Genomic DNA, 12,311 nt, shown 5'->3' with positions numbered 1-12,311 from the left:
CCCGCCACACCTGCTCGCGGCGGCCGGCGTCGAGCCCGCCACCCGCGATGCCCCGTCCCCGCCGGTTCGCCCGCTGGTACTCGGCGAGAGTGCCGATGCCCCGGCCCTTGATGACGTGGTCGATCTCCTCCCGCCAGTACCGGGGGTTGGCGTTCACCCTCGGCAGGTCGGTCTGGCGGCCCACCTGCGACCACGCGAGGAAGAAGCACGTGCTCACCTTGTCGTGGTCGTCGCGCACCTGGCGGCCCCGTTCCTCGAGGAACTGGCGCGCCCACAGGTGCAGGTTCTCCACCCGAACCCGGTCGGCGACCTCCGGGGCCAACCGGCGGAAGCTGGTGGCATGGGTGCGCAGCAGGGTGGTGACGAGCGTGGTCAGCAGCAGGGGGCCGGTGGTCTGGCGGGCGATCCGCCGCAGCCGGTGCAGGGCGACGACGGTCTTCCCCGTGCCAGCGGGGCCGCTGATCCGGGCCGGTCCGTTGTACTGGCGGTGCACCAGCCGCAGCTGCGTCTCGTCCAGGTAGGTCAACCACTCGGCGAAGGGACCGTTGACCGCCCGCCGCAGCGAGGACTCCCGCAGGTCCTCCGAGTCGAACAGGTTCGCCTCCTCCGGGGGAGGAGCGGTTTCGGGGAGTTCGACGAGGACGTGGTCGGGCAGGGCCGCCGCGATCCGACGCGCCAGCTCGACCGCCGAGGCGCCGCTGAGGACCTGGTAGTCGCGGTCGGTCACCAGCGCGGCCAGGTCGGCGGCGGTGCGCCCCAGGTAGCGGCCGTTGGTCCGCAGGCCCGTGAGGCGGTCGGGACGGATGGCGATCAGTCGGACGGAGGCGATCCGGCGTCCGAAGTCCAGTGGTATCGCCCCGAGAACCCGTTCCGCGCCCCGGTGCAGCCGGCGGATCTCGTCGTCGTCCGGGCGGCGGTCGACGGACAGGAGCGCGGCCACCCCGAACGGGCCCACGACGTAGGCGTCGAGATCCCGTCCGGTGCGAATGGGCAGCGCCCCACTGGAGGGTGACGGCACCAGGAGTCGAACCCCCGAGGAATACCGGTGCAGGAGCTCACCGAGCGCCTGTTGCCCCCAACGCGGTAACTGGCTGAACGTCGCGTGGTGTTCCGCCAGGACATTCCACAGCCGTTGGTGCCGCCGTTCCCGCGCACTGATCACACGAGCCCCCAAACAATCGTGTGCGGCTATTCACTCCTCCTCCCTCGACGTTATTGCCGGCGCACTGGTTTCGAGGAGGGCGTAACCCTGTCGGCGGTGGGGAATTACCCGGTCGGACCAATCCTCGTGAGGATCGGGGGCGAGCACCAGGCCGTTGTTGGCCCCGGGTGACCAACGGCGGCGGTGTCGATCCCAGTCCGCCGCAACCCGCCGCCAATCGGGTGCCGCCCGCTGAGACGGACGCTGCTCTGACACCGGCGGGCTGGTGGCGTCGGTCAGGTGGTGAGCAGAGAAAGGGGCGTCAGTGCCCGTCGCACCTGCTGCCGTTCGGCGCGGTGTGCACCGGGTACTTGCCGTTCTTGTTGAGCGTGATGCGTCCCCGTCCGCACTTCGGGCAGCGGTGGCCGCTCCGAGGGCGTCGGCACCTGGCGAGGTCGCGGTCGTGGACGAATCGTGTCGTCCCCGAGCCGTCGCATTCCCGCTCGCGGGCCCAGGAGATGAACCCGGCGGAGTAGTCGTAGTGGCGGGGAAGGGTCCGTCCCTTCGTCAACGACAGTCGTAGGCAGCAGTCTCGGCAGTGCACCAAGGGAGTCTCCCTCGTCCGTGGTCACGCTCTTGGGTTGTGACAATCGGTGCTTGTTCGGATACCTAAAGTACTGAATCGTTCGATGGAGGCGGAGTCAGGGTGGGTGTGAGCGCCGTGCGAAGGGCGACTGGGTTCGTCGGCGTTGCCCGGACATGCGGTCGCTCGCTCGTCGAGACTGGCCATCCCGGGCCTACCGCATGCTTCGCTCGCCGAGTAGCGCCGGCCTCCGAGGACTAGCGCGGCAAACCAACACCACCGGGCCGAGGCTTTGAGACCACCTGCTCGTCGAACAGCTCATCGAGCCTTGGACGAGCACCGCGCTGCCCGCCTGACGCTCAGCGCCTGCCTCGTGGGAATACGAATGATGAGTTGCCAGCTGGGGCGGTCATCACGCATCCCACGCCTGGTGACCACACCTGATCGGCCACGTCACGGGGTGTCTACGGTGCGAGAAGCCGCAACACGTTGCTCGATCCCAAGCTGTCACTCAGCTGGAACCTCGTAGGAGCGATGAGGACCTGCGAGGGGACAGCACGCCCCTGCCCGCCGACGTGATGTTGGAACTCCTCGTAGGAGCGATGAGGACCCGGGGCGATCATCCCCACCCCGTGGCCCGACCTGTTGGAACTCCTCGTAGGAGCGATGAGGACGTGCACATGCAGCGCGTTCGCCCACGAGGCGAAGGGTTGGAACTCCTCGTAGGAGCGATGAGGACGAGACGGCCGGCCCGGACCTCACCCGAGACGACCTGTTGGAACTCCTCGTAGGAGCGATGAGGACCGCTGCATGACCCCGACGCGCCGGCTGCCATCCGGTGGTTGGAACTCCTCGTAGGAGCGATGAGGACCCGCATCGGAGCGAGCGTCATGGCTCTGGGAGATCTCGTTGGAACTCCTCGTAGGAGCGATGAGGACCCCTCGCCGCAGCCCTGGGCGGCCCGTGGGGTTTGGGTTGGAACTCCTCGTAGGAGCGATGAGGACCCACGAATCCGCCAGGCTCACCGCCCGGCACAACCTGTTGGAACTCCTCGTAGGAGCGATGAGGACGCGCGGCGGACACGTGCCGCTCGATGCCATCGAAGCGTTGGAACTCCTCGTAGGAGCGATGAGGACATGATGTCCACGCAGGGACGGTACCTGGCGTTGCTGTTGGAACTCCTCGTAGGAGCGATGAGGACCATCAACCTCACGCCCCACCCCATCCGGATCTACGGGTTGGAACTCCTCGTAGGAGCGATGAGGACATGGAGGACGGTGTCGGTGCCGTCAGCGAACAGCCGTTGGAACTCCTCGTAGGAGCGATGAGGACCCGGCGCCGGCCCTGGATGACGCGTGCGCAGCTCCGGTTGGAACTCCTCGTAGGAGCGATGAGGACGCGGCAGCGGTGGATCGCCACCGTGAGCCTCGGCACGTTGGAACTCCTCGTAGGAGCGATGAGGACACCGCAGCACCGAACGAGGTTCCGGGTGGACTTTACGTTGGAACTCCTCGTAGGAGCGATGAGGACCCGAGAGTAAAGTCGCAGGTCAGCATACACCTGGACGGCTGCAACGACGCCCGATTCGCAGCGAACCCGAGGTTTGACATCAGACCCGGGGGGTTCGCTGAAATTCGGCTGCACGTGGTGGTGGCTCCCGTCTCCAACTACCCGGCGTCTCCGTGGCAGGGACGCAGCTCGGTGAGCAGGGGGCGAAGCGTTGCGCCCGCCGAGCCCAACCGCGTTCCGGCCGTCCAGCAAGGCTATCGGGCACGTGCCTCCTGCCAGACGCCGAACCGAGCCGGCTCCTGCCTCCTCCGGTGCGCCGAACCCGCTCCTCCGAATGGCCCGCCCACGCGGCGCGATGGCGGCTTCGATGGTGGCCGGGCAGTGGGGACGTCGCGAGTGCGCGGATACCTCGTCCGCCGGCAGCTCGGGCACCTGGCTCGTGGGCGCGCATCCCCCGAGAACCGACCGGACATCCGGGGTTTGGACGCGCCGGGTGGTGTCCCCGCCGCGTACCGTGGTGGTGACGGGTTTTCTTCCGGCCTGCCGTTGGCTCCGTGGATTTTCCTTGCTGTACTGGCCGGGTGGAAACCGACAGCGCGCCGCCCCGGGACCGGGTCGAGCTGACCTCGGGATGGGACAGCGTCGCCGTCCTGGTTGACGGGCGGTGGCTCGAACGCCGGCCGAGGCGCCCGGAGGTCGCCGCCGCGCTGCTCCGCGAGTCCCGGCTGCTGCCGTGGCTGTCCGGTCGGTTGCCGATCCGCGTGCCCACACCCACGGTCGTCCAGTCCGACCCGTTCGTCGTCCGCCACGAGCTGGTGCCGGGGCAGCCGATCAGGGAGTTCACCGCGGAGCAGGGCACCGCCCTGGGCGGCTTCCTGGCCGCCCTCCACGTGGTGGACCCCGTCGAGGCGGTGGCCCACGGGCTGTTCACCCGCCGGGCCACCCGGCAGCAGCGTTCCCGTCTTCTGCTCCGCCTCACCTCCGAGGTGGTGCCGCTGTTGCCGACGGCCCACCGCCCGCGCGCCGAGCGGTTGTTGTCGGCCGTGTCCTCGTTACCCGCGGACCACGTGGTGCACGGTGACCTCGGCCCGGAGCACGTCCTCACCGTCAACGGCGAGATCACCGGCGTCATCGACTTCGGGGACGTGCACCTCGGGGATCCGGCGATCGACCTCGCCTGGGCGTTGTACGGCACGCCCGAGCACTTCGCGCGGGCGCTGGTGGCGGCGTACCTCCCGTCGCAGGACACGGTGGAGCGTGCCCTGCTGTGGCACCAACTGGGTCCCTGGCACGAGGTGTTGCAAGGGTTGGACACCGGGGACGGTGCACTGGTGGATTCCGGTATCGCGGGCGTGCTCCGACGGCTCGGCAGCTGACGTCGACCAGCAACCGGCCTGCGGCGAGGTGCCGTAGCCACGGGGGACGGCCGAGGTTGTCGCTGCGGCCGAAGGGTTCGCGTGACTGGTCCGCGAACAGGTGGTGACCCCGCTGCTGGCGGACGGGGTCGAGGACGAACCGGCGTTCCGCACTGCTGGGCGGCCCGCCGGACATCGGGCGCGGGTTGGAGCAGGGGAGCAGGTCGGGCGAACGCGGTTCCGCCGGGAGGCACGACGATGCCGGACGCGGCCGCGACACCGTCGAAACGGGACGGGCACGGCGGCGCACCACCCCACCTGAGCGGATCGCTGGTGGCTGGCCGTGGCCGCCGCGCGGAGAACACGCCGACCAGGTCTCCGCCGGCAGGGACGCGAAAGCCCGGCGGAGGCGTGGGCGGCCGCACGTCGGTCCGCGAGGTGGCGATCCAGCGGGCAGGAACACTTTCGCGAACCCGGCCTCGGCTCGGGAGGTGGGTGCTCGCCAGGCGAACCGGAAGGACGTGCCACATGCTGGCATGCCGACCTGGGCACGGCTCTGTCCGCGGATCTCGTCGCGATTCGGGTCCCCGCCCGGTCGAAGGGCTCCGTGACTCGTCCGTGAGCCGCGCGCGGGAGCAGGAGCCACGCGGTTCGCGGCACGACGTGCCCTCGCCGCCCTGACCGGGCATCCCCCAACCGGGCTGGGCCGGGTCGGTTGCGCGGACGTCGGTACAGGCTTCTGCTCCACGGCGAAGCGGCGACGACCCCGCCTCGTCGGGGTTCGAGCGCGTCGGGCTTGTCGCCTTCCGGGCGTGTATCAGGCCCCGAGGATGTCTCCGACCAGCTTCTGCACCCGGGGGATGTCGGCGAGGGGCTCGCCGTCTCGTTCCGGAACGGGTTCGCTGGCGGCTTCGAGCGGGTTCACGAGTCGATGCAAACCGACGCGCGCCAGTGTCCCGTCCAGCTCCGTGATACCGCTGAGCGCGAGGACGGACACGCCTTGGTCGAGCGCGGCCATGAGTCGTGCCACGTCATCGGCCGGTAGGCGTTCGGTGTCCGGTCGGGCTTCGGTCGCGATGCGCCCGTAGGCGTCGATCACCCGCCGCATGCGTTCACGGAGGGCCTTGACGAGCTCGTCGTCCCTGGCGGCCGTGGCGATGAACTCCAGCGTCGCGAGCCCGAATCCTCGCACCAGCCACGCGACGTCCACATCAGCGGCACCTGGTTCAGCGGCGCCGGTGGTGGTGCCGACCTTCCGGAGTGGATTCCATCCCCCGCCGTTCAGCGTCTCCAGGTTGTAGTCCATCGCGGCGAGGAACAGGTCCGACTTGCCGTTGAAGTTCGAGTACACCGCGCCCTTGGAGAAGCCCGCCTCGCCAGCGATGCCTTCCAGGCTCGCGGTGTGGTAGCCGTCGCGTGCGAACGCGTGGAGCGCCGCGATGACCAGCGCTTCACGGGTCTCTTTTCGTCGTTCGGCCTGTGTCCGCCGTGTGCGGGGCGGAGGGGCTGAGCGGCTACCGGCCATGCCCTGATCCTACCGGTTGACCTACCACCCGTATCTGGATACCGTCGGTATGAAGATACCGACGGTATCAAAATCTGGAGGGTGTGTGCCGTGAGTCGTGCCGTGTTGGAGGTGGACGACCTCACCCGCCGGTTCGGTGCGGTCGTCGCGAACGACGGGATCGGACTGCGGGTGCGGCCCGGGGAGGTGGTCGGGTTGCTGGGCCACAACGGCGCGGGCAAGACGACGCTGGTCTCGCAGGTGGTCGGTCTGCTGCGACCCGATGGTGGGACGATCAGGGTCGCGGGTACTGACGCTGTCGCCGCACCGGCGACAGCGCGCCGGTGCGTGGCGCTTCAGCCCCAGGCTCAGGCGCCCTTGGACGGGCTCACCCCGAGGATGGCGATCGAGATCGCCGGTCGACTCAGGGGCATGTCCCGCGCCGACTCGCGAGCTGGTGCGCGCGCCCTGGCTGACGAGCTGGACATCGGCGAGTGGTTCGACCGTCCAGCGACCCCCGACGGCGGCGGGCTGTCAGGCGGCGTCCGCCGCCTCACCGCGTTCGCCATGGCAGCCGTCGCGCCGGTGCCGCTGATCGTCCTCGACGAGCCGACCAACGACGTCGACGCGGCTCGACGTCGCCGCCTGTGGAAGGTGGTGCGTCGCCTCGGCGACGAAGGGGCGGGCGTGCTGCTCGTCACCCACAACGTCACGGAGGCGGAGCGGGTGGTGGACGCACTCGTCATCCTCGATCACGGCAGAGTCGTCGCCGCAGGGTCCCCCAGCCAACTCCGAGGATCAAGCGACGCGGACCTCCAGCTCGAACTCTCGCTCCACCCGGACGGCGAGGACCCGTCCGAGTCCATCGCCCAGGTGCCCATTCCGATCAACCGGCGGGTCCGAGCCGGACGGCGGGTGCTCCTGACCCTCGCCGCCGTCGACGCCGAGCCGGCCGTCGCGTGGGCCACGGCACTGCGGAGAACCGAACGGATCGACGGCTACTCCCTGGCTCCGGCCACCCTCGAGGACGCCTACCTCGCCGCCACGTCGAGCGCCAACGCGAACACGACACGTACGGAAGATGCCGCTGATGTCTGAGCAGAACACCCTCTCGCCACCAGCACCCAGGTCCGCCGGGGTGCCGCCGCGTATCGGGATCTGGCTGAGCTACGGAAACCTGTTGCGCTGGATGATGGCCCAGACCGGCGCCATGCTCCCGTTCGTCATCGTCGTCCAGGCGCTGCTCGCGGCTGGGATCATCATCGGGTTCGGCTTCGTCATCCCCGACATCGACACCTCGTCGGCCCAGTTCCTCTCCACCGGCACGCCCACCGTGCTCCTGATGTTCATCGGGCTCGTCATGGTGCCCCACAGCGTGGCTCAGGCACGCACCACCGGCACGTTCACCTACCTGCGGTCGCTACCGGTGCCACGGCCGCTGCTCCTGCTGGCCGACCTGGCGATCTGGCTCCTCGTCGCCCTGCCCAGCGTCGCCGTCGCCGTGGTCGTGGCGCACCTGCGCTACGGATTCGGCTACTCCTTCGACTGGCCTGTCCTCCTGACCGCGTCCGTCCTCGCCTCGGTCACCGCAACGGCGGTCGGCTATGCGATCGCCGTGTCCCTGCCGCCGCTCATCACACAGCTCGTCACCCAGGTACTGGTGTTCTTCGTGATGCTCTTCTCGCCGGTCACCTTTCCGGCGAGCCAGCTCCCGGCCTGGTTCCAGGCAGTCCACGACGTGCTCCCGTTCAGGGCGGCCGCTGACCTGCTCCGTGCGGGACTGCTCGCGGACACCTACACCGCGAGTTGGCGCGACCTCGTCGTCCTTCTCGTCTGGTGCGCTCTCGGGGTCGCCATCGGTGTCCGCGCGCTGACCCGCCGGGACTGACCGTCCTCATCGCCCACGGGGTCTGATCTCCCCCGAAGCCGTGGAGTCACGGCGCTGCCGTGCCTGCTCGGCAGTGGGACACCGTCCTCGGCGTCTCCGCCAGGAGACCGGGCGCAGCTGGCCGTCGCCGACGCGTGCGTGGTCTCCGTCGAGTGGCTCGGCGAGGTGCGCCGGGCCTGCCTCCTCCGGCGGGCGAGGAGCGGCGGCCTCGCCCCCGGTCGTCGCTCCATCCGCCACCGCCGGAGCCCCGCCCGGCCGGCCCGAGGTGCCGCGCGCGTGCCGCCGGTTGGGCGGCGAGGGACCAGGACTCCAGGTGGGGGATCGGGCTCCGTGTCGATCAGGAGGACGCGCGGGGGCATGCTGCCGTGCGTCCTCCAGGTCACCTCCTGCCTCAGGCGAAGGAGAAGCCAGCGAACGGCCCGGACATATCAACACGTATCGTCCTGTTCGTGGCTGAGGACCGTGACTCCTGCGAACTGTTGTGCCTGGACCTGCCGCAAGCCGAGGCGATCCGAGCGGACCTGCCGGCCCTGGACGAGGTCGAACCAGCAGCCGCCGTAGCACGCGCTCTCGGCGACCCGACCAGGCTGCGGATCGCCGCCGCCTTCCGCGAGGGCGGCGAACTCTGCGTCTGCGACGCCTCCTGGATCGTGGGCCAGGCCAGGAACCTGGTGTCCCACCACCTGCGGCAGCTGAAGGCGGTCGGCCTGGTGACGTCCCGACGGGACGGGAAGCTCGTGATGTACCGGCTCACCGAACGCGGGCACATTCTGGTCGGCGTCATCCTGGGTGCCGAGCCCTTGGCCCCGACCGCGACCACGACCTCCGCCGGAATGACCTCGTCTTCGCACGTCAGCGGGTGACGAAGGCCGGCCGGGTCACCTGAGCCGCCCGACCATGAGCGGCGTGGTGAGGAGCCGCATGGCTGCTCGGTCCGGGAGTGAGGCTCCCTCGCCCAGCCCGACCTCCTACCCGCTGGTGACCCACGGCGACACCTACCGGGGCTATGCCTCCCGGACGGGGTGTTACATGCCGGAGGAGGGCGGAGCCCAGGAACACGGTGGTGGCGCGAACGGCTGCCGGGTTCCACTTCGGAGTCGACGCGGAGACCAGCGGTCGGGGGCGTGCCGACGACCGGCATACTGGGTGTCGGAGGCATGCGGTGGAGATCAGGGCTTCGAGAGAAGTGAATGAAAAAGGGGCAACTGCTCCACAACGCCGCAGGTCAGGAAGTGTCCTCCCCGCGCACGCGGGGCTGTTCCTGCCCACCACATCCCGGGTGGCGCAGCTGCTGTGTCCTCCCCGCGCACGCGGGGCTGTTCCTCGAGGAGCGGGCGGCCGGGGAGTCCACGCCGCGTCCTCCCCGCGCACGCGGGGCTGTTCCGTCCATTGTGGCCCCGATCATGTACACCAACTGGTCCTCCCCGCGCACGCGGGGCTGTTCCGGCATCGCGGGCCGAGGAGCTGTTGGGGCGCACGTCCTCCCCGCGCACGCGGGGCTGTTCCCGTCACGCTCATCGAGTTCGTGGCGGCGGAGAGGTCCTCCCCGCGCACGCGGGGCTGTTCCCAGATGACCACGACCACGGGTGCCGCCCCGTCCGTCCTCCCCGCGCACGCGGGGCTGTTCCGCCCGTGAACGACGCGTTCGGGCACCGGGTCGGCGTCCTCCCCGCGCACGCGGGGCTGTTCCGGTTGATCGAACATCGCTTGGCGTAAAGGATCGTCCTCCCGCCTTCGGCTCCCAGGTCCTCTACAGGGCACTCCTTCGCCAGCGCAAGGGGGGCGGAGAGGGGCACCAGTGGGCGTCCAGCGGACCTCCCAAACAGTGCCTAACCTCGTGATTGTCCGCCGGGGTCGCACTGCGATGAGCTGGTCCCATGCCCCTACGCCACTGCCTGCTCGCCCTGTCCGTCGCGATGGCGTGGGGGCTGAACTTCGTCGCCATCAGCGTCGCGTTGGAGCACTTTCCGCCGCTGTTCCTGGTGGCGTTGCGGTTCGCGGTGGTCGCCGTCCCGACCGTCCTGTTCGTCCCCGCCCCTGGGGTTCCCCTGCGGTGGCTGCTCGGCTACGGCTGCGGGTTCGGCATCGTGCAGTTCCTCTTCCTCTTCTGGGGTATGGCGGTGGGCATGTCGACAGGTCTGGCGTCGCTGGTGCTGCAAGCCTCGGCCCCCTTCACCGTGCTGCTCGGGGCGACGGTGCTCCGAGAACGGATCAGCGCCCGCCAGCTGGTCGGCATCCTCGTCGCCGTGGGAGGGCTGGCGGTGGTGGGTTGGTACCGGGCCGAGATCGCCAGCGTCGTCCCCTTCCTGCTCACCTTGGCCGGCGCCTTCGGCTGGGCGGTGGGCAACATCTGCGCGCGGCAGGCGAAGCCGAGCGATCCGGTCCGGCTGATGCTGTGGATGTGCGCGGTCCCGCCGTTGCCCATGCTCGCGTTGGCACTCGTGGTCGAGGGGCCGACCCGGATCGGCATCTCCCTCACCACGCTGGGCACGCCCGGCGCGTGGGCGGCGCTGCTCGGGCTGGCCTACACGGTGCTCATCGCGGGCGTCCTCGGTTCCGGCGCCTGGACCTGGTTGTTGGCCCGGCACCCGGCGGGTGTGGTCGCGCCGTTCTCGATGTTGGTGCCGGTGGTCGGGATGACGGCGGCCTGGCTGGTCCTGCGGGAGACCGTCGCCGCGTGGGAGCTGCTCGGCGGGTTCCTGATCGTCGGCGGGGTACTGCTCGGATCCACCGGTCGGCGAGGGACCACCACGTCATCGCCGCGGGTCGCGCCGCCGGTGGTTCCCGAGCCGGAGGTGCGGGGGATGCGCGACCGGTGAACCCGCCCCCGCCTGGATGAGGCCAGCCTGCGGTTCGGAAACGGGGTGTCGAGCGGTCGTTCTCCGGAGAACGGTCGTGACGGCTGGCTGTTGGGCGCGGTGACGCCGCAAGTTCGAGTGTTTCCGCTCGACTGGAGCAACGCGGGTTGTCGTTCCGGATTTGGTCTCGGCCCGAGGGGTACCGGAATTCCTCACCGAATGACCTGATCGTCCGTGTTCGCGTATGCGCGTCGTCCTCGGAAACGGACGTGCGTTTCGAGACCGTCGTCATTCCGCCGGTTCCCCTGGGGCGGAGATTTCCAGGGTGGGAACGAGCTAGGCCGTTCGCGTGATGAGAAGCCACGGTTGGCGGCATCGGTCGACCCAAGTGCTCTTACCTGCGGTAACCGGGCACTGTGCTGTGGTGAGGGGTACGAGCGCCCCGGGGGGAGGGTGTGGTGAGCAGGAGACTCCGCATTCAGTGGCTGCGAATCCGGGACGATCGAGGAACCTGGCAGCAGCGGTACGATCTTGACGGGTCGCTCGTGGCCGTGGTCGGCCCGATCGACCGGGGCAAGACGTCGATGATCGAGTGCGTGGACTTCCTGTTCGGACGGACGGTCCAGTTCCGGGGGGCGGTGGACCGGCGGTTGCGCGCGGTTCAGGCCCAGATCCAGATCGGGGACGGTACCTACCGCGTCACCCGGGACCGCGACCACCCGGGGACGGTGCGGGTGGAGGAAACCGACGGTACCTCCGTAGGCCGTTTCCCGTTGCGGTCGCAGGGCGAGACGCCGTCGTGGTCGACGTGGCTGTTGATGCGGCTTGGCCTGGACGAGAAGTTCGCCTCGGTCCGGCTGCCCGGGGACAAGCGGCTGAGCTTCGCCGAGGACCTGGTGCCCTACCTGCACATTCGGCAGGAGGACATCGACCGGTTCGTCGTGCGGCCGTCGTCGCGGACAACCCCACGGCTGGCGGTGTTCAAGCTGCTCCTGCACCTCAGCACCCCGGAAACGGAACGGCTGGCTGGCGCGATCGCCGACACGAGGAACCGCATCACGCTCCAGCGGCGCAAGGCACGGGACCTCGCGCGGTTCCTCAGGTCCTCGGACACCACCAGCGAGAAGGCCCTTGACGCTGAGCTCGTGACGCTGCGGGAACGTGAACGCGAGGCGCGGGACGTGGTGGCACGGTTGCGCTCGGCGGCGAACGCGTCCGCCACGCACATGGCGCACCTCCACCGCCAGGTCGACGAGGCCCGGGCCCGCCTGAGCGAGGCCGAGGACACCGTGGAGCGAGATTACCGGCGCCATCAGGAGGCGCGCTCCAAGGTCGGGGCACTGCGGGAGTCGTTGTCACGCTTGGACGCGATCGAGGATGCCGAGCCGCGCGAGCGCGAGCAGCTGACCTACGAGTTCGGCGCCTGTCCCGCCTGCCGCCAGGGTCTGGGCGAGCGGGTGGTACCTCCCGGGCACTGCGGCGTCTGCGTCCTGCCGCTGCCGGCTGCCGCCGTGAAGGCGGAGCGGGCCCGCC

The 12,311-nt window shown here is 69.8% G+C and carries 9 protein-coding genes and 2 CRISPR repeat arrays; of the genes, 6 read left to right on the top strand and 3 right to left on the bottom strand.

Annotated features, from left to right (window positions below; genetic code table 11):
• Both ACTIDRAF_RS29245 and ACTIDRAF_RS33845 read right to left on the bottom strand, forming a co-directional pair.
• Positions 1–1,162 (bottom strand): hypothetical protein (locus tag ACTIDRAF_RS29245; protein ID WP_016699760.1); only part of this gene is annotated, 1,162 nt, incomplete at its 3' end.
• Positions 1,163–1,463: 301 nt separating this feature from the next.
• Entirely contained in the window at positions 1,464–1,712 is a 249-nt protein-coding gene (locus tag ACTIDRAF_RS33845) for a hypothetical protein (protein ID WP_157163067.1), read from the bottom strand.
• Positions 1,713–2,304: 592 nt separating this feature from the next.
• Positions 2,305–3,254: a CRISPR direct-repeat array (repeat unit 30 nt; unit sequence GTTGGAACTCCTCGTAGGAGCGATGAGGAC).
• Between the two features lie 560 nt (positions 3,255–3,814).
• On the opposite strand from ACTIDRAF_RS33845, the gene ACTIDRAF_RS0216115 reads away from it, so the two are divergent.
• Positions 3,815–4,609: a phosphotransferase gene (locus tag ACTIDRAF_RS0216115; RefSeq protein ID WP_016699759.1), complete on the top strand. Its 795-nt coding sequence runs from the start codon at positions 3,815–3,817 to the stop codon at positions 4,607–4,609.
• Between the two features lie 796 nt (positions 4,610–5,405).
• On the opposite strand, the gene ACTIDRAF_RS0216110 is transcribed toward ACTIDRAF_RS0216115, so the two are convergent.
• Positions 5,406–6,113 carry a TetR/AcrR family transcriptional regulator gene (locus tag ACTIDRAF_RS0216110; RefSeq protein ID WP_016699758.1) on the bottom strand — a complete coding sequence of 236 codons (708 nt, stop codon included), beginning with the start codon at positions 6,111–6,113 and terminating at the stop codon, positions 5,406–5,408.
• A gap of 90 nt (positions 6,114–6,203) precedes the next feature.
• On the opposite strand from ACTIDRAF_RS0216110, the gene ACTIDRAF_RS0216105 reads away from it, so the two are divergent.
• The 5 genes from ACTIDRAF_RS0216105 to ACTIDRAF_RS0216085 all read left to right on the top strand — a co-directional run.
• Complete coding sequence (locus tag ACTIDRAF_RS0216105; RefSeq protein ID WP_026066166.1) at positions 6,204–7,190, top strand: ABC transporter ATP-binding protein; 987 nt, start codon at positions 6,204–6,206, stop codon at positions 7,188–7,190.
• The gene (locus tag ACTIDRAF_RS0216100; RefSeq protein WP_039787640.1) at positions 7,183–7,980 is read left to right on the top strand and encodes an ABC transporter permease; all 798 of its coding nucleotides are present in this window, start codon (positions 7,183–7,185) and stop codon (positions 7,978–7,980) included. Before ACTIDRAF_RS0216105 ends, ACTIDRAF_RS0216100 begins: the two co-directional genes overlap by 8 nt.
• A 449-nt stretch (positions 7,981–8,429) precedes the next feature.
• Positions 8,430–8,843, top strand: coding sequence for an ArsR/SmtB family transcription factor (locus ACTIDRAF_RS0216095; protein WP_016699755.1), 414 nt, complete (start codon positions 8,430–8,432; stop codon positions 8,841–8,843).
• A 371-nt stretch (positions 8,844–9,214) separates the two neighbouring features.
• A CRISPR array of direct repeats spans positions 9,215–9,670; the repeat unit is 28 nt; unit sequence GTCCTCCCCGCGCACGCGGGGCTGTTCC.
• Between the two features lie 187 nt (positions 9,671–9,857).
• The gene (locus ACTIDRAF_RS0216090) at positions 9,858–10,799 is read left to right on the top strand and encodes an EamA family transporter (protein ID WP_016699754.1); all 942 of its coding nucleotides are present in this window, start codon (positions 9,858–9,860) and stop codon (positions 10,797–10,799) included.
• A 437-nt stretch (positions 10,800–11,236) separates the two neighbouring features.
• On the top strand, positions 11,237–12,311 hold a 1,075-nt coding region (locus ACTIDRAF_RS0216085), incomplete at its 3' end, for a hypothetical protein (protein ID WP_157163066.1).

The organism is Actinoalloteichus spitiensis RMV-1378, assembly GCF_000239155.1.
In the GTDB taxonomy this organism is placed as follows: domain Bacteria; phylum Actinomycetota; class Actinomycetes; order Mycobacteriales; family Pseudonocardiaceae; genus Actinoalloteichus_B; species Actinoalloteichus_B spitiensis.
Note: the sequence above shows the minus strand (reverse complement) of the source record. Positions and strands in the feature narration are given on the sequence as shown.